Annotated in this window: 24 protein-coding genes, 1 pseudogene and 1 riboswitch; of the genes and pseudogenes, 4 read left to right on the top strand and 21 right to left on the bottom strand. The window is 67.0% G+C overall.

Going from position 1 to position 22567, the window contains the following annotated elements:
• Positions 1 to 28: 28 nt before the first annotated feature.
• The gene (groES, locus tag ACWZHB_RS33210; RefSeq protein WP_056818214.1) at positions 29 to 328 is read right to left on the bottom strand and encodes a co-chaperone GroES; all 300 of its coding nucleotides are present in this window, start codon (positions 326 to 328) and stop codon (positions 29 to 31) included.
• A gap of 352 nt (positions 329 to 680) precedes the next feature.
• Here groES and ACWZHB_RS33205 point away from each other — a divergent pair, with 352 nt between their 5' ends.
• Positions 681 to 2177 carry an Hsp70 family protein gene (locus ACWZHB_RS33205; protein WP_427905635.1) on the top strand — a complete coding sequence of 499 codons (1497 nt, stop codon included), beginning with the start codon at positions 681 to 683 and terminating at the stop codon, positions 2175 to 2177.
• Between the two features lie 50 nt (positions 2178 to 2227).
• Here the strand turns inward: ACWZHB_RS33205 and ACWZHB_RS33200 are convergent, their stop codons facing one another.
• From ACWZHB_RS33200 to ACWZHB_RS33145, 12 genes are all read right to left on the bottom strand, one after another.
• Positions 2228 to 2866 (bottom strand): (2Fe-2S) ferredoxin domain-containing protein, encoded by a 639-nt coding sequence (locus ACWZHB_RS33200; protein WP_427905634.1) that lies wholly within the window; start codon positions 2864 to 2866, stop codon positions 2228 to 2230.
• Positions 2863 to 3651: an ABC transporter ATP-binding protein gene (locus tag ACWZHB_RS33195; RefSeq protein ID WP_427905633.1), complete on the bottom strand. Its 789-nt coding sequence runs from the start codon at positions 3649 to 3651 to the stop codon at positions 2863 to 2865. Before ACWZHB_RS33195 ends, ACWZHB_RS33200 begins: the two co-directional genes overlap by 4 nt.
• Positions 3648 to 4715 (bottom strand): FecCD family ABC transporter permease, encoded by a 1068-nt coding sequence (locus tag ACWZHB_RS33190; protein WP_427905632.1) that lies wholly within the window; start codon positions 4713 to 4715, stop codon positions 3648 to 3650. Before ACWZHB_RS33190 ends, ACWZHB_RS33195 begins: the two co-directional genes overlap by 4 nt.
• Complete coding sequence (locus tag ACWZHB_RS33185; protein ID WP_427905631.1) at positions 4712 to 5710, bottom strand: FecCD family ABC transporter permease; 999 nt, start codon at positions 5708 to 5710, stop codon at positions 4712 to 4714. The genes ACWZHB_RS33190 and ACWZHB_RS33185 overlap by 4 nt, the downstream gene beginning before the upstream one ends.
• Positions 5707 to 6744 (bottom strand): ABC transporter substrate-binding protein, encoded by a 1038-nt coding sequence (locus tag ACWZHB_RS33180; RefSeq protein WP_427905630.1) that lies wholly within the window; start codon positions 6742 to 6744, stop codon positions 5707 to 5709. Before ACWZHB_RS33180 ends, ACWZHB_RS33185 begins: the two co-directional genes overlap by 4 nt.
• Positions 6745 to 6773: 29 nt before the next feature.
• A riboswitch (cobalamin riboswitch) is annotated at positions 6774 to 6963 on the bottom strand.
• 141 nt (positions 6964 to 7104) lie between these two features.
• Positions 7105 to 8151: a tRNA (adenosine(37)-N6)-threonylcarbamoyltransferase complex transferase subunit TsaD gene (tsaD, locus tag ACWZHB_RS33175; RefSeq protein WP_427905629.1), complete on the bottom strand. Its 1047-nt coding sequence runs from the start codon at positions 8149 to 8151 to the stop codon at positions 7105 to 7107.
• Positions 8148 to 8642: a ribosomal protein S18-alanine N-acetyltransferase gene (rimI, locus tag ACWZHB_RS33170; protein ID WP_427909376.1), complete on the bottom strand. Its 495-nt coding sequence runs from the start codon at positions 8640 to 8642 to the stop codon at positions 8148 to 8150. Before rimI ends, tsaD begins: the two co-directional genes overlap by 4 nt.
• Positions 8643 to 8671: 29 nt before the next feature.
• A complete protein-coding gene (gene tsaB, locus ACWZHB_RS33165; RefSeq protein WP_427905628.1) occupies positions 8672 to 9364 on the bottom strand; it encodes a tRNA (adenosine(37)-N6)-threonylcarbamoyltransferase complex dimerization subunit type 1 TsaB in 693 nt (230 codons plus the stop codon).
• A gap of 65 nt (positions 9365 to 9429) precedes the next feature.
• A complete protein-coding gene (gene tsaE / locus ACWZHB_RS33160) occupies positions 9430 to 9879 on the bottom strand; it encodes a tRNA (adenosine(37)-N6)-threonylcarbamoyltransferase complex ATPase subunit type 1 TsaE (RefSeq protein WP_427905627.1) in 450 nt (149 codons plus the stop codon).
• Positions 9872 to 10945: an alpha/beta fold hydrolase gene (locus ACWZHB_RS33155; protein ID WP_427905626.1), complete on the bottom strand. Its 1074-nt coding sequence runs from the start codon at positions 10943 to 10945 to the stop codon at positions 9872 to 9874. Before ACWZHB_RS33155 ends, tsaE begins: the two co-directional genes overlap by 8 nt.
• Positions 10942 to 12069 (bottom strand): alanine racemase, encoded by a 1128-nt coding sequence (gene alr, locus ACWZHB_RS33150; protein WP_427905625.1) that lies wholly within the window; start codon positions 12067 to 12069, stop codon positions 10942 to 10944. Before alr ends, ACWZHB_RS33155 begins: the two co-directional genes overlap by 4 nt.
• A 57-nt stretch (positions 12070 to 12126) precedes the next feature.
• Entirely contained in the window at positions 12127 to 13581 is a 1455-nt protein-coding gene (locus tag ACWZHB_RS33145) for an NAD(P)H-hydrate dehydratase (RefSeq protein WP_427905624.1), read from the bottom strand.
• 70 nt (positions 13582 to 13651) lie between these two features.
• Here ACWZHB_RS33145 and ACWZHB_RS33140 point away from each other — a divergent pair, with 70 nt between their 5' ends.
• Entirely contained in the window at positions 13652 to 14074 is a 423-nt protein-coding gene (locus ACWZHB_RS33140) for a plastocyanin/azurin family copper-binding protein (protein WP_427905623.1), read from the top strand.
• A gap of 57 nt (positions 14075 to 14131) precedes the next feature.
• On the opposite strand, the gene glmS is transcribed toward ACWZHB_RS33140, so the two are convergent.
• Complete coding sequence (gene glmS, locus ACWZHB_RS33135; RefSeq protein WP_427905622.1) at positions 14132 to 16012, bottom strand: glutamine--fructose-6-phosphate transaminase (isomerizing); 1881 nt, start codon at positions 16010 to 16012, stop codon at positions 14132 to 14134.
• Between the two features lie 36 nt (positions 16013 to 16048).
• On the opposite strand from glmS, the gene ACWZHB_RS33130 reads away from it, so the two are divergent.
• Together ACWZHB_RS33130 and ACWZHB_RS33125 are read left to right on the top strand one after the other, a co-directional pair.
• Entirely contained in the window at positions 16049 to 16903 is an 855-nt protein-coding gene (locus tag ACWZHB_RS33130) for an alpha/beta fold hydrolase (protein WP_427905621.1), read from the top strand.
• Between the two features lie 16 nt (positions 16904 to 16919).
• Positions 16920 to 17411: a hypothetical protein gene (locus ACWZHB_RS33125; protein ID WP_427905620.1), complete on the top strand. Its 492-nt coding sequence runs from the start codon at positions 16920 to 16922 to the stop codon at positions 17409 to 17411.
• Between the two features lie 160 nt (positions 17412 to 17571).
• Here ACWZHB_RS33125 and ACWZHB_RS33120 read toward each other — a convergent pair whose 3' ends face one another.
• From ACWZHB_RS33120 to ACWZHB_RS33090, 7 genes and pseudogenes are all read right to left on the bottom strand, one after another.
• The gene (locus tag ACWZHB_RS33120) at positions 17572 to 17970 is read right to left on the bottom strand and encodes a hypothetical protein (protein WP_427905619.1); all 399 of its coding nucleotides are present in this window, start codon (positions 17968 to 17970) and stop codon (positions 17572 to 17574) included.
• A 20-nt stretch (positions 17971 to 17990) separates the two neighbouring features.
• Complete coding sequence (locus ACWZHB_RS33115; protein ID WP_427905618.1) at positions 17991 to 18380, bottom strand: hypothetical protein; 390 nt, start codon at positions 18378 to 18380, stop codon at positions 17991 to 17993.
• Positions 18377 to 18688 carry a hypothetical protein gene (locus tag ACWZHB_RS33110; RefSeq protein WP_427905617.1) on the bottom strand — a complete coding sequence of 104 codons (312 nt, stop codon included), beginning with the start codon at positions 18686 to 18688 and terminating at the stop codon, positions 18377 to 18379. Before ACWZHB_RS33110 ends, ACWZHB_RS33115 begins: the two co-directional genes overlap by 4 nt.
• 134 nt (positions 18689 to 18822) lie before the next feature.
• Complete coding sequence (locus tag ACWZHB_RS33105) at positions 18823 to 19563, bottom strand: hypothetical protein (RefSeq protein ID WP_427905616.1); 741 nt, start codon at positions 19561 to 19563, stop codon at positions 18823 to 18825.
• The gene (locus ACWZHB_RS33100) at positions 19560 to 21272 is read right to left on the bottom strand and encodes a hypothetical protein (protein ID WP_427909394.1); all 1713 of its coding nucleotides are present in this window, start codon (positions 21270 to 21272) and stop codon (positions 19560 to 19562) included. Before ACWZHB_RS33100 ends, ACWZHB_RS33105 begins: the two co-directional genes overlap by 4 nt.
• Before the next feature lie 284 nt (positions 21273 to 21556).
• The gene (locus ACWZHB_RS33095) at positions 21557 to 22087 is read right to left on the bottom strand and encodes a hypothetical protein (protein WP_427909393.1); all 531 of its coding nucleotides are present in this window, start codon (positions 22085 to 22087) and stop codon (positions 21557 to 21559) included.
• Positions 22088 to 22187: 100 nt separating this feature from the next.
• Positions 22188 to 22562: pseudogene (locus ACWZHB_RS33090) on the bottom strand (toxin glutamine deamidase domain-containing protein); the annotation flags it as partial.
• Between the last annotated feature and the right edge of the window lie 5 nt (positions 22563 to 22567).

The raw sequence follows: 22567 nt of genomic DNA, 5'->3' as shown, positions 1-22567 counted from the left end.
GGGGCGGAACGCTGATGCGGCGTTGGCCTTACTTGGTGACGACGGCCAGGATGTCGCGCGCCGAGAGGATGAGGTATTCCCCACCCTGGTACTTGATCTCGGTGCCGCCGTACTTGCTGTAGATGACGACGTCGCCTTCCTTGACGTCGACCGGGATGCGGTCACCCTTATCGGTGACGCGACCCGCGCCGACGGCAATGACGGTGCCCTCCTGCGGCTTCTCCTTGGCCGTGTCCGGGATGACCAGGCCGGAGGCCGTCGTCGTCTCGGCCTCGTTGGCCTGGACGAGGATCTTGTCCTCGAGCGGCTTGATGTTCACGCTCGCCACGTTGAGCCCTCCACTTTCAGGGGAAATTCGGTCGTCCGGAACTGGTGTTCCGGACCGGTTTCGGTCAGCTCGCGACCCTGCGCACAGGCCCCGTCGTCGCGGGTGCCGGAGCCGAAGCCCAGAAGTCGACCGGCACAGGTACAGCTACTGCAGTGCCGACTAGCACTCTATACGCGAGAGTGCCAGCACTCAAGGTCGGGTTCTGCCGATGTCGCATTCTCGACACGCCCACACTCGCCAGTGATCTTCACATCGCCTGCCACAATCTGTAACGTTCGCATAACAGGCTGTGACATAGCACAGGAAGGCGCCATCCGCTCGTAGAGCACCATCGGCTCGAAGGGAGGTGAACATGCGAACATCCCTCGGCATCTCGGCCGGGAACGAGGTGGTGTGCTCGGCACTGGTCGCGACGGGGTCCGCCGGCGAGCAGAGTTTCGACTACCGGGTCGTCTCCTCCGATGAAGCCCATTCCGACCTCGGTGATCTCGTGTCGTCCTCGATCGAGTTGATGACCACCCAGCTGCCGGTCTCTGCCCAGCTGCCGGTGTCGGCGGGCATGCTCGGCGAACCCCTCGGGCGCTACTCCGGCGGTCACCGTCGCGCCGAATCGCGTTCGCGCCCGACCAATGTCGCCGTCGCCTACCGCAACAAGGAACAGGCACAGGCCATTCGGGCCGCCACCACCCGCCATCGCGATCTGCGGCTGGTCACCGAGGGCGCCGCCGCACTGGCCTACCTGCGCCACACCGGCCTGCTCGACCGCTACGCCACCGTCGCCGTGATCGACCTCGGCGCAACCGGACTCACCGTCACTGTGGCCGATTACGCCGACAGCGTCGTCTTACACACCGAGCGCACGCCGACACTGAGCGGCAACGCGATCGACGAGTTGATCTACCACCACCTCGTCGACCTGCACTACGCCCGCCGCGGTACCCGTCCCAATCGCACCACGCTGACCAATCGCGGCCGCGCCGCCAAGGAACACCTCTCGCTGGCGCCCGTGGTCACCATCGATCATGTTGCGGGACAAGGGCTCGAGCTCACCCGCCCGGATTTCGAGGAACTCATCGGCGGCCTGCTGCGCAACATCGCGCTGTTCTCGTCGTCGGTGTTCACCCGCGCGCCCAAGTACCCCGACGCCGTGGCCGTGATCGGCGGCTGCGCCAACATCCCGTGCGTCGTCGACATCCTCGACACCCGCCTCGACGTCCCCGTACTGACCGTGCCAGACCCCGAAGCCGTGATCGCCAAGGGTGCCGCGCTGGTCGCCGATGCCGAGGCACCGGCCGGGGCGGCGGGCGGCGCGCACGCCGACGCACCGAGCGGCACCTTCGCCAAGGTCGTCGGCACCCTGGTCGGCGCAGTGGTCGTCGTCGGCCTGGTGATCGGCTACGGCGTCCAAGCCGTCACCCCCGACACCCCCGACGTCACCCCCGCTGGCACCAGCAGCACCGTGCGTCAATCCCCCTTACCGTTAGTGCCCTCCCCCGCCCAGACCCCCGCGAGCCGCGAGAGCACCGACCGCACCAGCGCGCCCGTCGCTCCGCCTGCCACCGAGCCCCCCGCGGTCACCACCGGCCGGCCGACCCCCGCGCCGACCACAACCCCCAACCCCTCGGCGCCCACCTCGCCTACGGCCCCCACCCTGCGCCCCGACCCGAACCTCCCGCAGATCCCCTACCCCGAGTCCCCCCTCGGCCCACTGGACAGCGGTTCCGGCGCTCAGCAGCGGCGCCCGACGACACCGAACACCTCCCCCACCCAGGCCCCGGCCCGCAGCGGCCTGCCGATACCACCTGCCGCGTCCGCGCCGAGCGAAGTTCCGCTCCAGCCCACCTCCTAGCAGGCGAATCCTTCGCCATCAGCCCGGCGGACGATACCGCGCTGTCCCGGTCAGGGCCGAGTCCGCGATGCCGCCTCAGGTGGCGGGAGATCACCGTCGACCGGCGGCGCCAGGGCGTGTGTGTGCCATCGGCCGTCGGGATAGGTGATGTAGAGCGGCCCCAGATTGCACGGCGTGAGGCACCCGGTCGGGGTCACCAAGGCGTCGGGGTGATCACGCCGCAGGGTGCGGTGCAGTTCGCCCGCGCCGTACACGGTGCACCGGGGGCCGCGGCAGACCAGGATGTGCTCGGTGTGTTCGGGAATCACCGACCAGGCCGGGCTGCGGAACGCACGAGGGCTCGCGGTGACCGCGGTGCCGCTGTCGCGCATTCTGGATCGCACCACGTCGACGAACCCGGTTGCGGTGTCGATGCTTTCGGTGATGCGCACGTCGAGGTCGCGCGCGCGGATCTCTTTCCAGTTCGCCACCGCTCTGGCGATCCAGGTCTCCAGGTAGCGGTCGCGCGGCACGGCAAGGGGAATCAGGACGACCGGCGAGTCGGCGGCATCGAGGGCGGCGTGAATCGTCGGCTCCCCCTGGTCGAGCAGCGCGTAGCCGATCCCGCAGGCCTGTGCCAGCGCTTCGACGGCGGCGAGGTCCACCCCCGACGGGGTGGGCCGGGCGACCAGCACGTAGCGGGGCGTCATGCGGTACGCACCGCTCGCCCGGCCGGTACCACCAGTGGGGTGCCCGTCATCGGATCGTCGATCACCGTGCAGTCCAGACCGAACACCTCGGAAACCAGCTCTGGACGCACGATCTGGGCAGGTGGACCCTGGGCGATGACCCGCCCGTCCTTCATGGTGACGATGTGATCGGCATAGCGAGCGGCCAGGTTCAGGTCGTGCAGCACCGCGATGATGGTGCGCGGCAACAGGTTCCGCAGCACGTCGAGGATGTCGAGCTGATGGGCGAGGTCGAGGAAGGTGGTCGGTTCGTCGAGCAACATCACCTCCGGGTCCTGCGCGATCGCCAGCGCGATCCACACCCGCTGCTTCTGCCCGCCGGACAGCTGATCCATGGTCCGATCGATGAGGTCGGCGGTATCGGTGGCCACCAATGCCTTTCGGACCGCGGCCGCATCGTCGGCGGACCACTGACGGAACCAGCGTTGATGCGGATGCCGACCGCGTCCGATGAGTTCGCCTACCGTGATACCGTCCGGCGCCACGGGTTGCTGGGGCAACATGCCGAGTCGACGCGCCACCGTGCGGGCCGGTTGAGGCGCGATATCGGCACCGTCGAGCAGCACCGCGCCCGCGGTCGGTGCGATCAGCCTGGCCAGGCCGCGCAGCAGAGTCGATTTCCCGCAGCCGTTGCGACCGACGACGACAGTGATCTGGCCGACGGGAAAATCGATGGTGGCCTCGGAAACGATCACGGTGTCGCCGTAGGCGAGTGTGAGTCCGTCGGTGGTGAGATGTGCGGTCATCCAGCGTGTCCGATTCGGGTTGAGCGGGCAAGGAGATAGATCAGTACGGGTGCGCCGAGGACCGCGGTCACAACCCCGACGGGCAGTTCCGCTGGAAACAGTCGCCTGGCAGCGAGGTCGGCGGCCACAACCAGCAGGGCACCCGTGGCGGCTGCGGGTGCGAGTCCGGCACCACGTTCGGCCAGCAGGCGTCGCACGATCTGCGGCGCCACCAGCGCGACGAAAGCGATGGGCCCGGCCGCGGCCGTCGCCGCGGCGGCCGCCGCGGAGGCGAGGACGATCAGCGTGGTGCGGTGCGGCCCACGTCGTCCGGCCAGCGAATTCGCGAGTTCGTCGCCCAGTTCGAGCAGTGGCAGCGAACGCGCGACAACGACCAGCGGCGGGAAGACAACGCCCAGTGCCGCGGCGGCGAACCAGACGTGCAGCCAGTCGCGGTTGGCCAAGCTGCCGGTGAGCCACATGGCCGCCGTATGCGCCTGGTAGATGTTTGCCCTGGTCAGGATGAACGCGATCGCCGACGACAACATGGCCGTCACCCCGATCCCGACGAGCACGAGGCGGTAACCGTCGAGCCCGTCCTTGGTCGCCACCAGCACGATCAACGCCATCGCCACGAACGCACCGGCCAGCGCGCCGCCGACCAGCGCGAGACCGGAGCCGCCGAGCAGCACGCTCACCGTCAGCGCCCCCAGCGAGGCACCGGTATTGATGCCGATGATCTCGGGGCTCACCAGCGGATTCGTCGCGATCCGCTGGAGGATGGCACCGGACACGGCGAAGGCCGCCCCGGCACCCAGTCCGGTGAGCACGCGCGGCAGCCGATCGGCTACGACCACGTCGTATTCGATGAGCGTGCCGCCACCACCCAGTACTCGCGCCACATCGCCGAGGGTGAGCGAATAGTGGCCGATGGTGAGCGACCAAGCCGCCACTGCCACCGCGGCCGTCGCGATCAGCACGGTCAGCAACGCCGAGCGGCGTTGCACCCGGACGACAACGCGCCGACCGGGTGTGCGCAGCAGCACAGTGCCGCTTGGCAGCACTCCGCGTTCGGTGAGCGTCATAGGGTCGCCACCTTCCGATTGCGTACGAGGTAGAGGAAGAACGGCGCGCCGGCGAACGCGGTGACGATGCCGACCTGAATCTCCTGCGGCCGCGCGAGAACACGCCCCCCGATATCGGCGAGCAGCAGCAACGTGGGGCCGAGTACGGCGCACCAGAGCAGAATCCACCGGTAGTCGGATCCGCAGAAGGCGCGGGCGATGTGCGGGATCACCAGGCCGATGAAGGCGATCGGCCCGGCGATCGCGACGGCCGACCCCGCGAGCAGCACCACGCTCGACGCACCGATGGCACGCACCGCGACCATGCGCGTGCCGAGGGTGCGCGCCAGGTCGTCGCCGATGGCGATGGCGTTCAGCGGTCGTGCCACCACGAATGTCAGCATCGCCCCGACTGCGATGAACGGCACTATCGCCCAGACGGATTCGAGATCGGCGCGCGTCAGCGACCCCACTACCCAGAATCGGAAGTTGTCGAACGTGGTCCGGTCGAGCAAAGTGATCGCGGTGGTGATCGACCCGCACAGCGCGGTGAACGCCGCACCGGCCAGCGCCAGCTTCACCGGAGTCGCGCCACCGAATCCCATCGACCCGAGCACGTAGACGAAGGCCGCCGCGACAGCCGCGCCGAGAAAAGCGAACCAGACGAACCCCGACTGCGCGGTCACGCCAAGTGTGCCCATACCGACCACGATCGCCAGCGAAGCACCCGCGTTGATGCCGAGCAGTCCCGGTCCGGCGAGCGGGTTGCGGGTCAGCCCCTGCATCACGGCTCCGGCCAGGGCGAGCGCGATCCCCGCGAGCAGACCGGCGACAGTTCTCGGCAGCCGGATGTAGCGCACGACCCGGTCGGTATCGGTGCCGCGGAAGTCGGTGAACGCCGCGACCGCCTGGTCGAGGGTGAGCGGATGCGAACCGATCAGGATGGATGCGACACAGACAGCGGCCAGCCCGGCACCGGCCAGGATCAGGCCGGTGCCGCGCGTGGTGCGGGTCATCGCCGGAACAGATCGGGGTGGATCAGTTCGGCGACCAGTTCGGTCGCATGCGCGATTCGTACGCCCGCGGCCCGATCCGCGAACAGGAACGGGTGCACCGCGCCTGCGCGGACGGCGGTCAGGTTCGCGAAGGCCGGGTTGCCCACGATTCTGTCGACTTGCGGCTGACCGTCGGCCCTGGTGTAGGTCGACTTGCAGCACTGACTGGTCAGGATGATGTCGGGGTCGCGGGCGATGAGCTCTTCAGCGCCGATCTGCACGTTGCGACGCTCGGTGAGGTCGGCGAAAGCGTTGACGCCGCCTGCTGCCTCGATGATCTGGGTGACGAAGTCGATCCCGCCCGCCGCGGTGTAGGACCCGTCGTCCTTGGGCGTGACGACCGCGACCCGCGGCCGCGCGGAGTTCTCCACCTTCGAGCGAACCACCGCGATCCGTGAACTCAGTTGGGTCACTACGTCTTCGGCGCGATCGGAGACGCCCCAGAGCGCGCCGAGATCGCGCAGGTCCGCGTATACGTTGTCGAACCGCACGGTCTTGGGATCTATCGCTTCGTCGGCGAGTCCGTCCGAGCTCGGGCACAGCGGGCTCAGCACCCAGGTCCGAACACCCAGTTCCTGCAGGCTGGCGCGGGTGCCCACACTGTTCTGCGCGGACTTCGCGAACACGCCGTTGAACCCGGACAGCACGAAATCAGGGTTCTGGGTGAGCAGTTCGTCGCGACTCGGCAGTTTCTCGACGTAGGCCGACTTCGCCTGCGCGTCTTGGTACTCGGGTAGCACCGTGGCATCCAGGAATGCCGTGCCCACCAGCCGATCGGTGACGCCGAGCGCGTGCGCGATCTCGATGGAAGGCTGATACGCCGCGTAGATCCGTTGTGGTGGGCGGTCGACAGTGATGTCGATGCCGCAGTTCGCGCGGGTAACGGCGTTCGCACCGCCGACTTCCTGGCTGGGTTGCGCGACACAACCGGTGACAACGATCGCGCACGCGATCAGCGCGCCCGTACGCAGGCGTGCGAAAACAGAGGGGGTCAAGATAACGGCCTTCCAGGTCCTCGTGGAATCGGTAGTGCGTAGCCGTGGCCGGTCTCCTGGCTGACGGGATAGTGCGCGGCGGATCTACCTTCCCAGGGCACAGGTGCCCCAGTGGTCCCGGATATGTTCATCCGGATCGATCCGCTACTCCCGATCACAGTGGCGAGGGCCGCACCGGTTTCTAACCGGTTTCCCGAACACCACGGCACGCCGACCCTACCAAGCCCAGGTCGCCGGTATGGTCGGCGCCCGCCCACCACTGAGACCGAGGTTTCTCGATGGCATGACGGCCCACTGGTCGTCACGGCGCCTCATCACGCAGTGCTCTCTGCGCGTCCCGACGAGTCTTGACGTCGGCGACTAGCCCCGCAGCGCGCTCACTGAGACCGGCAGCCCCGGATCGGTCGCGACGGTCAGTGCGGCGGGTTGCGCGCCCGCCCCGATCACGTGGGCGCCGAGTGCCGCGATCATGACGCCATTGTCGGTACACAGCCGCGGCTTCGGCACACGAAGCGTTAAACCCGCTGCGGCACAGCGCTCTTCGGCGAGCGATCGGATCCGCGTGTTGGCGGTGGCGCCACCGCCGAGGACGATTGTGTCTACGCCGACATCGGCGGCCGCACGCACGGCCTTCATCGTCAGCACATCGGCAACCGCCTCCTGGAAGGACGCGGCGATATCGGGAATGGGCAGCTGGTCGGGGGTGATGCCCTGGCGCTGGGCGGCCTCGACGTAGCGGGCGACCGCGGTCTTGAGGCCGGAGAAGGAGAAGTCGTAGCGCGCGTCACGGGGCCCGGTCATGCCGCGCGGGAACGCGATCGCGCGGGCGTCGCCGTCGGCGGCTGCCGCGTCGAGGGCGGGCCCGCCGGGGTAGCCGAGGCCGAGCAGTCGGGCGACCTTGTCGAAAGCTTCGCCGGCGGCATCGTCGACAGTGCTGCCGAGTTCGGTGATCGGCTCACCCAGGTCGGTGACCTGCAGCAGATGTGTATGCCCACCGGAGACCAGCAGCGCCACCGCGGGCGGCATCGGGCCGTGCTCGAGCGTGTCGACCGCGACGTGCCCGCCGAGGTGGTTGAGCGCGTAGAACGGCACATCCCACGCCGCCGCGTACGCCTTTGCCGCAGCGACGCCCACCAGCAGCGCACCGGCCAACCCCGGCCCGATGGTCACGGCGAGCGCGTCGGGCTTGCTGATCCCCGCCGTCGCCAGCGCCCTTCGCATCGCGGGCACGATCGCCTCGAGATGCGCACGCGAGGCGATCTCGGGAACCACCCCACCGAACCGCGCGTGCTGATCGACGCTCGAGGCCACCTCATCGGCCAGCAACTCGACCGAACCGTCGGCATGCCTGCGCACGATGCCGACTCCCGTTTCGTCGCACGAGCTCTCGATCCCCATGACGATCACGACAGCACCTCGTCCTGCCGCCCACGCGCGGCCCATTCATCGGCCGCGGCGGTCAGTTCCGGGCGCCGCATCGTGTACGCGTCCGCCCCGCTGGGGTGGTAATAGTTCTTGCGCAGCCCGATGATGTGAAATCCGTGCTTGGCATACATCGCGATGGCGGGCGCGTTGTCGGTACGCACCTCGAGGAACACCGGCCCCCCGCGTTCGGCCGCCGTGGCCAGCAGCGCTTCGAGCAGCAACGTCCCGATGCCGCCCCGGTGGCATTCCGGGTCGACGCCGATGGTGTGCACCTCGGCCTCGGGATGGGCGTCGTCACCGAGCAGCGCGATGCCCGCGTAGCCGACCATCGTCCCGTCGGCGGTGCGCGCGGTGATGTAGCGGTTGTGCCCACCGGCCAATTCGGACCGGAACGACACCGCCTGCCACGGGTCGTCCTCGGGAAACAGCAGGTGCTCTAGTTCGACGCAGCGGTCGATATCGGGCAGCGCCATGGGAGCGATCTGGTACTCGGTCACGGCACTCACGCCCCGGTCCGGTCGAGGGTGCGGAAGCTCTTCTCCACCGCATCGGGCCTACGCAGATACAACGGCACCAGCGCCTCCGGCACGTCCCCGGCCAGCAGCGCGGGCGCGGCGACGGTGACCAGCCCGGCAGGCGAGGGCGTCTCACTCGGCAGCACCGGCAGATCGAAGTAATCCACGTGCGCGGCCGACCCGGCGACCGCCGCGGCCTCACCGACCGGCACGTCGACAGCCTTGTTCACCTCGGGACCGGCGACCCGCGCCCCGTTCAGATACTTGGCCCAGTACACCTCGCGCCTGCGCGCATCGGTGACCACCAGCAGTTCGCCGGGGTCGCGCTGCTCACCGACGGTGTCGGCGGCGATCGCGTCCAGGCTGCACACCCCGTACACGGGTAACCCGAGGGCGTCGCCGAAGGCGGCGGCGGTGGCCATCCCGACGCGCAGTCCGGTGAACGGCCCCGGTCCGAGCCCGACGACGACCGCGTCGAGCTCGCCGCGACTCACCCCCGCCTCGGCCAGACATTCCAGGATCTGCGGGGTGAGGACCTCGGCGTGCGCGCGGGCGTCGACCTTCACGCGGGCGGCGAGCGTCGCCACGGCGGGCCGGGTGCCGGGTTCGCCGGCAGGTGACAGGTGCACCAATCCCGCTGTAACGGCGGGTGTCGCGGTGTCGACTGCTAGTACGAGCATGATTGTCTCAACAATACCGGGTGGTTTCGCCGCTCGGCGCGCACCGGTGCGCGGGTGATCGCGCGTTATTCGATCCATTCCCAGATCGCCGTGCGCACATCGGATTCCGGCTCCCGGGCGAGTTGCACGTGCAGATGACGGTCGGCGAGGTGTTCGACCACCCCCTTGCCCCATTCCACGACGACGACCGCGTGGTGCAGGTCGGTGTCGAGGTCGAGGGCGTCGAGTTCGTCGAGATCGCCGGCGAGGCGATAGGCGTCGACATGAACCATCGCCACCCCGGGCGTGCCGTCCGGCCGCACCCCGGCCTTGTGCGCTCGCGCGATGATGAACGTCGGCGAGCTGACCCGGCCCGCGACACCGAGACCAGCGGCGATACCCCTGGTCAGCGCCGTTTTTCCGGCCCCGAGCGGACCGTCGAGCACGACCAGGTCGCCCGGTCGCAGGGTGGCAGCCAGCTCGCGACCGAACGCTTCGGTGTCCTCGACGGTCTCCAGGACGCGTTGTTCAGCCACCGACGGCCTCCTCGCCACGCGCAGTGATCCCCGCGCGCGCCAGCAGCCGGTCGAGTGCGGCCAGGCTCACCTCTGGGAACTGCAGATGCGGCATGTGCGCCGCCTCACGCACCCGGACCAGTTCGCTGCTCGCCAGCGCGGCCGCCAGTGCGCGGGAGTTCCGGAACGGGATCACCACGTCGTGCGCGCCGCCGAGAATCAGCACCGGCGTTTCGCCGAGGACCGCCAGCGCGGCCGATTCATCATGCAGCTCAATCGCTTTCAGGAATTTCTCGATGGTGCCGACCGGCGTGCGGTCGATCATCATGGTGGTGAATCGCGACAATGTGGGACTTACCTGCCCGTGGAACGAGCTGACGTGCAGGATCGGCGTCACCACCTGCTTGCTCGCGCTGCGGCTGAACTGCACCAGCGCCGGCGCCGTCCGCACCGCCAGCCGGAAGCCGTCGACCGCGGGATGGCGAATCAATTGCGAGATCCCGGTCGCGGTCACCTCCGCGGCCGCCGTGCTGAACAGGCCGACCGCGCGTACCCGCGCCGCGAACAGCTCGGGGAACTGCGCGGCCGCCGCGAGCACCGCCATCCCGCCGAGCGAATGCCCCACCAGCACCACCGGCCCCGTGGGCGCGCACTCCCGGATGACGGTGGCGAGGTCGCGGCCGAGCTGGGCGACCGTGCAGCTGCTGGTACTCGGCGTGCCGGAACGCCCGTGCCCGCGCAGATCGAAGAACACCATCCGGATCCGCGAACCCCACTGCCGCGCGAGATCACGGCGCTGGAAGTGGAAGGACTCCATGCTGTTGCAGAATCCGTGCACGAAAACGACCGTGAACTCGGCGGAGTCGTCGCCGACGGTACGGGTGGCCAGCGACACACCGTCGTCGGCGAGCACCATGCCCGGATCGTCGGTGTCGATCAGAGCGAAGTTCTCGTCGCGATATTCGTCGCGTTCGGCGGGCCACATCACGCGCGCGCCGATCTGGCGCAGGGTGTGGGCGATGGCGAGTCCCGCGAGCAGCCCCGCGGTCGCGATGCCGCTACGGCGGATCACCGTGCGCCGGGTCATCGGCCGGTGCCCACGTAGCGGCGGACCACGCGACCACGCGGCGCGCAGACGACCTCGTAGTCGATGGTGTCCAGCGCCCGCGCCCAGTCGAGCGCGTGTGGCTGTCCCGCGCCGCCACCGAACAGCACCGCACGGTCGCCTTCCCGCACGCCACCCGCGTTGTCGCCGAGGTCAACCATGAACTGGTCCATGCACACCCGCCCGACATTACGGTGTCGCGCCCCGCCCAACCACACCTCGAAACGACCACTGAGCGACCGGAATACACCGTCGGCATACCCCGCCGGTACCAGCGCGATCGTGGTGTCGCGCGGGGCGGTCCACCGATGCCCGTACGACACACCCTCCCCCGCCGCCACCTTCTTCACCAGCGCGACCTCCGCCTGGAACGTCATCGCAGGCTTCAGACCGAACTGACCGAGTTCCGGGATGGGCGAGTGCCCGTACACCGAGATGCCGGGGCGAACCATGTCGAAATGCAGATCCGGCCTGGTCAGTGTGGCCGCCGAATTCGACAGATGCACTAGTTCGGGTTCGAGGCCGTGCTCCTTGGCCGACGCGATCGCTTCGACGAACCGTTCCCGCTGGCGGTCCAGCATCGGATGGCCCGGCTCGTCTGCGTGCGCGAGGTGGGAGAAGATCGCCCGAAACCGCACCACCTGCCCGTCGACAAGCCCGCGCAAGGCCTGCAGGACCTGCGGATACTCCGTTACCGACACCCCATTGCGATTGAGCCCGGTATCCACCTTCAGCGTCACCGTCGCGGTCTGCCCCACCGCCACCGCCGCCCGCTCCACCGCCCGCAACTGCGCCAGCGAAGACACCCCGATCTCGAGATCCCCCGCGACAGCCGCCGCGTAATCGGCATCAACGGTATTGAGCCAGCAGAGAATCGGCGCGGTGATCCCCGCCGCCCGCAGCGCCAGCCCCTCCCCGACAGTCGTCACCCCCAGCTCGCGAGCCCCCGCCCCCAACGCGGCCCGGGCCACCTCAACAGCCCCATGGTTGTACCCGTCAGCCTTGACCACCACCATCACAGCAGCGCCTTGCGCGTACTCCCGCAACACCCGCACGTTATGAGCAATGGCGTCCAAGTCGACGACCGTCTCCACTTGCGCATTCACACCCCCGATCGTGCCAGGGTCACGAGAATTCACGCGACCTGGGGCGCATCGCCGGGACTACCACCCCTGCGCTGCGCTCCCACCCATCTCCCGCAACACCCGCACAGCCTCCCGAACATGACCGAGCAGAGGCGTCGCGGAAATGGGCGCCCCGGCATCCTGGCCCTCATGAGCAGCGAGATTCGCCGCCAAAGCATGCACCCGAGCCCCCGCGGCAGCAGCCCACCCCGGTTCACGCCCCGCAGCGAGCAACGCCCCGACAATCCCCGACAACACATCCCCCGAACCCGGCGTAGCAGCCCAATCCCCGCCCGCGTCGTTGACGAACGTCGCCTCCCCCGGAGCCGCGACAACCGTCGCCCGCCCCTTGAGCAACACCGTCACCTGCCATTCCTGCGCCAACCTGCGCACCGCCGCCACCCGGTCCGCCCCCGGAGCCGCACCGGTGAGCCGCGCGAATTCGCCGGCATGCGGAGTGAGCACCGTCGGCGCCGAACGCTCGCGAACCAACGCCGGTTCCCCGGCGAGAATCGTCAACCCATCGGCATCGACAAGCACCGGCAGCTCGGTGGCCAACACCTCGGCCAACCGGTCCCGAGCTCCCGCATCAGTTCCACCGCCCGGCCCGAAAACCCAGGCCTGCACCCGCCCGGTCTCCGAAATCGACGAACTGGCGACAACTTCGGGAAACCTCGCCGACACCTCGGCATCGGACCCCACATACCGAACCATCCCCGACGTAGCCGCCACCGCTCCCCCCGCGCACAACACCCCCGCCCCTGGATACTTCGCACTCCCAGCACAAACCCCCAGCACCCCCTGGCTGTATTTATCGTCAGCGGGCCCCGGAACAGGCCACCCAGCCCCCACCGCGCCCGGATCGAGCTGCACCAACCCAGCCTCCGGAAGCCGTAACCCGATCGGCACCAACACAATCCGCCCACACCGCGGCACAGCCAACGCATGCACCGGCTTATGGGCCCCGAACGCAACCGTCACCTCCGCCGTCACCGCGGGCCCGTCCACCGCCCCGGTATCAGGATCGACCCCACTCGGCAGATCAACCGCGATGATCGGAACATCGACGCCCGCAACCATTTCCGCAGCAAAAGACCGCAACGCCCCCCGCCCGGAGATCCCCACGATCCCATCGACCACCAGGTCGACAGAGTCGAGCCGATCGACCACCCGCCCCCCAGCCGCCCGCAACGCGGCAAGCCCCTCCGGATGCGCCCGTTCAGGATTCAGCAGAACGGCCGACACCCGAACCCCCCGCCGCCGCAGAAAAGCCCCCGCCCACAACGCATCCCCACCGTTGTCACCGGACCCCACAAGCAAACCCACCGCCCGACCGGCCACTCCCCCAGTCCGCGACCGCAATTCGCCGGCGACTACCCCAGCCAGCCCGAAGGCGGCGCGTCGCATCGGCATCCCCGCAGGCACCCGCGTGAACAGCTCGGCTTCGGCCGCCCGAACCTCGTCGACGGTGTAGTAGCCACGCCGATCCGACATAGTCGCCTCCCAGCCACCCGAACGGGCCGCCGACCGGCCCGGGGTCGATCGCAGACTACGCTCCACACCCATGTCGATGGTTCGTCACCGCGCCGCATCCGCCCGGTTTGTCGCCGGATTCGTCGTGGCCGCCGCCCTGTTCTCCGCCGGCTGTTCCGGCGACTCGGGAAACGCCGCCACCACCACAACCCGCAAACCCCGCCCGGTCGCCACCACGACCGCCCAACAGCACGCACCGACCAACCTCACGGTCGAGGTCGACGTTATGAAGTACGCCCCCGCCGACGCCACCATCAAGGTCGGCGAGACGGTGACCTGGAAGTTCTCCGACAAGGTCCCGCACAATGTGCAGGGCATCGGTGACAAGGCGATGGGCCTCAACAGCCCGATCATCGACAAGGGCGAGTGGTCCTACACCTTCACCCAGCCCGGCACGTACCGCTACATGTGCACCCTGCACCCCGACATGCGCGGCAGCATCACTGTGTCTTAGGAGCGCTGGCGCGCTCGAGTTCGCGCCCCCGGCGGTCCCGTCGATATGTGTGGGGCTCTATTCGACGGTGACCGACTTGGCCAGGTTGCGCGGCTTATCTACGTCGTAGCCCAGCGTTTGCGCCACCTCGGCGGCGAAGATCTGCAGCGGCACCGTGGACAGCAACGGCTGGTAGAGGGTCGGCGCGGCGGGGATCTCGATCAGGTCGTCGGCGAACGGGCGCACGGTGTCGTCGCCCTCTTCGGCGATCACGATGGTGCGGGCCCCGCGTGCCTGGATCTCGCGAATGTTGCTGAGCAGCTTGGAATGCAGCACCGCGCGCCCCTTCGGCGACGGCATCACGATGATCACCGGCAGACCTTCTTCGATCAGCGCGATCGGCCCGTGCTTGAGCTCACCCGCGGCGAACCCTTCAGCGTGCATGTAGGCCAGTTCCTTGAGCTTGAGCGCACCTTCCAGCGCCACCGGGTAGCCCACGTGGCGACCAAGGAACAGCACCGTCGGCACGTGCGCCAGCTCGCGCGCGATGGCCCGCACCTGCGGCGCCGTCTCGAGCACCCGCGCGATCAGCTTCGGCATCGACTCGAGCTCGGCGAACTCGCGAGCCACCTCGTCGGGGTACTTGGTCCCGCGCGCCTGGGCCAGGGCCAGACCCACCAGGTAATTGGCGGCCACCTGCGCCAGGAACGCCTTGGTCGACGCGACGCCGATCTCGGGCCCGGTCCGCGTGTAGATCACCGCGTCGGATTCGCGCGGAATCTGCGCCCCGTTGGTGTTGCAGATGGCGAGCACACGCGCCTTCTGCTCCTTGGCGTGCCGCACTGCTTCCAGGGTGTCCGCGGTCTCACCGGACTGCGAGATCGCAACGACCAGTGTCGACCGGTCGAGAACCGGGTCGCGGTAACGGAATTCGCTCGCGAGCTCCACCTCCACGGGCACTCGCGTCCAGTGCTCGATCGCGTACTTGGCGAGCAGCCCCGCGTGATACGAACTGCCACACGCGACGACGAACACCTTGTCGAACTCGCGCAGCTCCTGGTCGGCGAGGCGCTGTTCGTCGAGGACGATCCGGCCGCCCTTCTCGTCGACGACGAAATGCCCCATCAGGGTGTCGGCGACGGCGGTCGGCTGCTCCTCGATCTCCTTGAGCATGAAGTAGTCGTGGCCGCCCTTCTCGGCGGCGGCGAGGTCCCAGTCGATGGTGAACGGCCGGCTGACCACGCCCTCGGTATTGCCCGCGAAGTCGGTGACCGTGTACCCGTCCTTGGTGATCACCACGGCCTGGTCCTGACCGAGTTCGACCGCCTCGCGCGTGTGCTCGATGAACGCGGTGACATCGGAGGCGATGAACATCTCGCCCTCGCCGACCCCCACTACCAGCGGCGTCGACCGACGAGCCGCCACGATCGTGCCGGGATGGTCGGCATGGGTGAACACCAGCGTGAACGCGCCCTCGAGCCGCTGCACCACGGACAGCGCGCTCGCGGTGAAGTCTCCCGCGGTGGGGCCCGCGGCGTAGGCGCGCGACACCAGATGCACCGCGACCTCGGTATCGGTGTCGCTGAGCAGCTCAACGCCCACGTCCTCGAGCTCGCGGCGCAGCGGCGCGAAGTTCTCGATGATGCCGTTGTGGACCACGGCGAGCTTGCCGGAAATGTCGCGATGCGGGTGGGCGTTGCGGTCGGTCGGCGCACCGTGGGTGGCCCAGCGGGTGTGTCCCATCCCGGTCGACCCGGCGAACCGCTCGGTCCCCGTCTCGCCCAGTTCGGCCTCCAGATTGGCCAGCCGCCCGGCCTTGCGTTCGACCGCGAGAGCACCGTTTCCGTCGAGGATCGCGACCCCCGCGGAGTCGTATCCGCGATACTCCATGCGCCGCAGCGCGTCGACGACAACGCCCAGCGCATCCCGGTATCCGACGTACCCCACGATTCCGCACATGGTCCCCCACCCTACTGATCGGATAGTCTTCTGGCCGTGTCGGTGTCTGCGAAATCGCTCATGAGCGCCCTGTCCGTACGCGGTCCCCACCGGGTCCTGCGCGGAAATCTGGGGATCGCAGGTCAGCCGGGTGTGGTGTACACGCCCGAGTCCGGGCTGAACCTGCCCGCTGTCGCGTTCGCGCACGGCTGGCTGACCAGCGCCGAGAACTACAAGAGCCTGCTGGAACACATCGCGTCGTGGGGTTTCGTGGTCGCCGCGCCCGACACCGAACGCGGCCCGATCCCGTCACATCTGGACCTCGGCACCGACTTGCTCACCACGCTCGACATCGTCAGCAAGGTCCGCCTCGGTGACGGCACCATCAGCGTCCACCCTGACCGCCTCGCCCTCGCCGGCCACGGCATGGGAGCCGGCGCCGCCGTGATCGCCGCAGCTCAACGCCGCGTAGCCGCGGTCGTCGCACTCTTCCCCGCTCCCACCTCCCCCGCCGCGGAGAACATCGCCCCCGAACTCGACACTCCCGGCCTGATCCTGACCGGCGACGACCTCGACTCGGTCAGCTCCAACGCCCGCCCCCTCGCCACCGCCTGGTCGGGCCCCTCGATCCTGCGCACCATCGACGGCGCCACCCACAACGGCATCATCGAAGGCCGCCGCCTCTTCGCCGCCCTCGGCGCAGGCCGCTACGAACACAAAACCGACAAAGCCACCCGCGCCCTGGTCACCGGCTACCTCCTCGCCACGCTCCTCGCCGACAAGAAGTACGCGACCTTCGCCGACCCGGAAGCCGACATCCCCCACACGAAGGTTGTCGACCCGCACGCCGAGGTCGAGGTCGAGGCGCCGAAGCTGTCCATCGGCACGGTCGCCAAACTGATCCGCGGCTGAGTTCGCGAACCAGCCAGTGTCGCAGCAAGATTCACCGAAGCGCTCAGCATTCCTGATCTACCTACTGCTCGCCACCTTCGGACTCTGCCTCGGTTCGGCGACGCTGTTCTTCGCCAGCCAACCGATCAATGTCGCCGCCTACTGGCTCGGCTACGGAACACCCCAGCAGGTCGTCGTCACCAAGGGGTCTTCGAGTTTCAGCGCCGGCCGTGGCGATCCAGGCGAAGGCCGAGTAATCGCCGACAACAGCACAATTCGCCTCTACGGCGTGCAGACCGGCGAAACAGTAACGGCCCGACCACGACTGATCGCCATCGGCGCAAACTCCTACGCCTTCCACAGCCCCTTGTCTGCCACAGCGGATCTGCTGTACCTGATCCCCACCGCCCTCTTCGGCTTCCCGTTCACCCTGCTCATACTCGGCATCGTCGCCCCGCAACGCCTACGACGAATCACGGAATGGCTCAAAACCCGCACAGGGAACACCACCGACTCATCCTCGACATGAACTGAAACGGCACCGACTCATCGACGCCGAACCCCCTCCGCGAGCGGATCCGGAATGCGGCGATGTGGGTCGTCTGGGGCGCCAGGGCCGTGACGAAGATGTCCCGCATCGGACCGAGCACCATTTCTTCCGACGGTCATGACCGTATGGACTCTCTGATTCAGAAGAACAGATCCTTCGCCCGAAGGATCTCCCTGACCCGCTTGTTGTGCGCGCCGACGCGATTCCGCTCCTGCCGGGCCTGTTCGGGATCGTCGAAGTGCCGGTGCACCAAGATGAGATTCTCCAGCGGCGTAACCGAGCCATCCTCACGAATCCGGTAGTGAGAGGAGGTTTCCCCGTCGTTTCCCTCTTTGTAGAAGTCAAGGAAGTATCCGGTCTCGTCGTGCTCGGCGCGGACGACAATCCGCTCGCGGGCCGACCCTTCTGGTGCGATCAACCCGATCCCGATCCCCATCGGCAGTGGATCAGGGAGCGCGGCGATGTGGGTCGTCCCCGGCTTCAGAGTTGTGACGAAGATGTCCCGCACCCGAGCTGGCACCATCTCTTCCGACGTCATGACTGTATGGTTTCACTGATTCAGAAGAATAGATTCTTCGCCTGCAGGATCTCCTTGACCCGCTTGTTGTGGGCGCCACGGCGCTCCCGCTCTTGCCTGGCCTGTTCGGGATCGCCGAAGTGTGGGTGCACCAAGATGAGATTTTCCAGCGGCGTGATCGAGCCATCCTCACGAATCCGGCAATGCGAAGAGGTTTCCCCGTCGTTCCCCTCTTTGTAGAAGTCGAGAAAGTAGCCGGTCTCGTCGTGTTCGGCGCGGACGCGAATCCGCTCGCGCGATGAGCCTTCTGGTGCGACCAACCCTATCCGGACCCCCAGCGGCAGTGGGTCCGGGAATGCGGCGATGTGGGTCGTGGTCAAGGTCGCGACGAAGATGTCCCGCACCCGATTGGGCACTTCTTCCGACGTCATGGACGTCTCCCGTCAGCGAAGTCGGAGATGTCATAGGCCACGCCGCCCCGGACCTCGAACAGGATGTTCTCCCCAGGCTGCCGCTCCCACCACGTCCCGCCGACCTCACCAGCGACCGAGGTGAACGCATTCCAGTCGTAGACGGCACCTGTGGTGTGATTCGCGAGGAAGCCAGGCAAATCCCAAGAAGCAATGGACAGCGATCTGAACAGCTCGAGCACCGCGGCCGGGGGGAGCTTGCTCAGGGAGTCGTTGACCGCCCCCACAAGCTCTGGACTGACGACTACATCGCTACGTTCTTCGCGCAAGCCCTCACCACCTCGATGAACCCAGCCATCTCCCCTCGGTGGAAGTCGCCACGGTCTTCACGTAAGCCCACCGCCGCCAGTCAGGGAAATGTGGCATTACTCAGGAAACATAGTTGCACGAGCCGTGAATGTTATCAAGGATCAACTGTGAAAAACGTCGGAGTGAGGTTCGACTTCCAGCCGTCGGCTATCAGTGCGGAAACTGCGGACTGCAGCAATTCGTGTTCACCAGTGCCTTTTTCCATCCACCGCGACCAGTTGACCGCCAGCGTGAGGTTGGGAGCGATGTCATAGTCGATCCGGAAGGTCACCGGGGGAAGCGCGGGAAAGTCGTCTGACAGGGGGGTCAGCCATGTGGTGCCGTCTGTCCTGGAATCAGTACTCAGGACGAGATCTCGATCCCAAAGTGTCACGGGAAGCTGGCCGCCCGCAGCAGATTCGTCAACATCCACGATACGTGTTTCATATCCGTCCGGCCAAATACCCTTGAACATTACGAAATAGCCATCAGGGCACGTTGCACTTGACAGTGCCTGCCGATAGATTGTTCGCATCGATTCGCCGGTTATCTCGTGGACGCGCTTAGTCGTAGCGGGCGGACCTACCGGAGGGAATGCGGTCGCCGCTGGAACGTCGCGCTCCAAAACTTCCCAGTATGCCTCTGACGGTTCCGGATCGTCGGTTTCGAGCCATGTACCGTCGAAAGCGCAACCGAGCCACAAGTCGGCCCGCGTTGGACGTGCGACAGCCGAGAGATGATCGAGGGCCCGAATGGTGTGGGCAAAAAGCTGCTCTGAACTAGCGATGTCGTCAGAAAAATCCAGCGTGAACGCGAGGTTCTCACCATGTGGTCGATATCCAGTGTAGGCAGTCACGAATTATCCCTTTCCCATCCATTGGTTCCACGTACTATTCGCCCGAGAAGATTGCCGTGCTCGTCGACGATGTTGACTGCGTCCAGGTTAGGCAAATACTTATGTACTTTCGACTCGTTTCGGTTGAACCCCGTGGCCAGATCGTCGAGTAGGTTTCTCGTTTGTCGATGAATTCCGCCTGCATAGACGTCATAATCCAACCCGTTCGGGTGGAACCTCTTCTCATTGTTCGCGCCTGTGACAGTGTGACCCTGTTCCGGCGGAGTTGGAATGACCACCGTCGTCTCGGCGGTCGGCACACGGCCAGGAGTGGGAGTCTCCGCCTTATCAGCTCCGTGTGTTGCTTTGCCTACCATTTGAGTGTGTGCGGTCGGGACATCTTTCATACGTTCGACCTCGACACGCCGCTCTACGGCCGTCTCGCCGTTGGCAGTGCGTTCCACGAGTATGTCGAACGACCGGCCTCCGCCGTGTTCGCCGGGGTTGAAGCGGACCCGCATCTCGGGATCATCCGCAATTTCCCGTGAGAGGCGATCCAGCTCAGTGAGTTCAGCAGCCTTGTCGAGTACTTGGTCTGGGTCGTTGGTGCGGGTCTCGGTTTCACTCAGCCATCCGTCGAGTCCTCCGACGTTGCCATTGTTCGCCTCACGCTGGAGCAGCTCATGGAGAAGGTCCGCCAGATCTGGTCGGCCTGCGGCGGTTAGGACGTCGGCGATGTCATCGGCCGACGAGGCCGAATCCGAGTTGGCGCCATCGGAGGATTGCTGTTGGTCGCCGCGGGGTGAGGGGCTATGCGGGGCACTACGGTCACGGGCGGAACCGGTGTCGTAAGTGGTGGGTTGAGTGGTGCTGTGGGCTGTTGTTGTGCCGCCTGCGTGGTGGGATTGCCACTGCCCGTCGGGTGGCACTCGTGGGCTGCGGGAACCGTCGGAGTTGGTTACTGCACTGGAACTGAAGACGTTTCCGCTGGCATCGGTCCAGGCGGCTTGGGTCGGAGCCAGGACTTCTACGCCCAAGTGTTGGGCGAGGCGGCCGGCGAAGCCGTTGGTGGAAGCGTCGCAGCCGATGAGGCGGATCGGAGTTACGCCGTCCCAGTCGGAGCGTCGGATCAGGTCGCCGTATTGCTCGGGGGTGAGGGTTTGTCCGCCGACAACGGCATGGCCGTCGGGGGTTATGTGGGTGTCGGCGGTGAAGCGGTTGGGGTCGGCGGGGACTCGGTGGGGAAGGTCGCCCATGGTGGGGTCGCCGCGGTGGTGGGAGATGCCGGCGGGGGTTTGTTCGGCGTGGTTGTTGTGGATTTCGTCGAGGTCGACGGTGGGGTCGGTGTCGACGGGAGTTTCTGGGGTTGTGGCGTGCTGATCAGCCCATGAAGGCTGGTGCGCGCCGGTCATGGTCGCGCGGTCGATGTCGGCGGCGAGTTGTCGGATGTCGTTGGGGGTGAGGCCGGGGGTGTTTTGCGGTGGGAGGCCGAGGTGTTGGCGGACGGTGTCGGCTAGTTCGGTGGTGGGGGTGGTGCTGAGGTCCAGGTGGAGGTCGGCATCGTTCGGGTTGGTGGCGGGAACGACGTCGACCATTACCCAGTCGCCGTTGGCAAATTGGTTGCCCTGGTTCAGGTTGTGGTCGATGGTTCGTTGGGCGTTGTCGGCAATCGCATCGCGGACGGCCGGCGGTAGGTCCGGGTTGCTGGTGATGTGCGCGGTGATACGCATGACCTGGACGGGTTGGCCGAGCGCGTTCGGATACCGCGCCACCTGGTATTGGCGGCCGCCGTATGGACTCACTCGGACCGACTGGTTGTTTTCTGGGGTGCGAGCGCGCAGAGATTCTCTGGCATGGCGGGCTTGGTCCGCGTTGGTGAGTTCCTGCGGGGTGTAGGCAGGCTGGGCCGAGGTAGGTGAGGCAGAGGTCGAGTTGACCGACGGTGCCGACGCGGGCGGCGGTAGCGTGGCGGTTGCGGGCGCAGAAGTCGACGGGGTGGAGTCAGGGGTACTCGTTACCGCTCGATCGTTTCCTCCATCGGCCAGGATCCCGTTGTCCGGCTGAGCATCTCGGCCCAAGCCGTCGCTTCCGAGAGCGTGCCCCCGCTCGGATGGAAGTACAGGGTTTCCTTGTTGATCGTGATCAGCTCGGTTGTCCCCGGGTTGTTCGGTTGATCCAGGTCGGTCACGTGGACTTGATACTGGACCGTCTGTGGGTCCTCGAAGGTCTTCAGCAGGTGGATTCGACGGAGTGGTGGATATACCTGGCCGCCCTGGATCGGTTGGCCCGTTTCGATCGCCTGGTCGAATTCCTCCCCGATCAGATGGGGCGGCAGGCTCCGGTGCGCTGTTATCACCCCGGTGTGCTTGTTCAGAACGTAGTTCCCCTGCCCTAGTCCCATCCCCTGGGAGACTTCTTCCTCCGTCAGGACTCCCCGACCCACCCAACCGTGTCTGGTCTCGATCGTTCGAAAATCCCGATTCGGGCCAAAGACCTTGGCCAGCAGTTGTTGGGCCTGTTCCAGTGTGTGAACTTGTTCCGGCATGTGGTGTCCCTCCATTGGCATCGACTGGGAAGAAGCCCAACGCCATCGATCCCGCGACCATGGTGGGAGGCGGTGAGTCAAATGTTTGGCCGGATTGCGGATCCCACCATACGGGGCCACTCGCACCCGGCGGATACACGATAACTGTCGCGTGCGCGCCGTCGGTCTCCGGCGAACCATCCTGGTTGAACTTCGGATTGCCTTGGTTGTCGAAGGCCTGCCAGGTGTTGATTACCAGAGCGGAGGACCCTGGCCCCAACGACGCTATGTGGTCGTGGAGCGCCTGGAACTGCGCAGGAATCGGCAGACCCGCAAAATGATAGGATGTTCCGCCGAGCCACGCTGCCGCCCGTGCAGTGCCGCCCTCCTCGCCACTCTCATTATCGCGACTCCCGTCGGAAAGAGCGTCCGGCCAACGAGGCGCGGACACCTGAGGAACGCCGTAGAACGACGAAAGCGCGGACAACGAACAATCGAGAC

Source organism: Nocardia sp. FBN12, from assembly GCF_054031145.1.
Note: the sequence above shows the minus strand (reverse complement) of the source record. Positions and strands in the feature narration are given on the sequence as shown.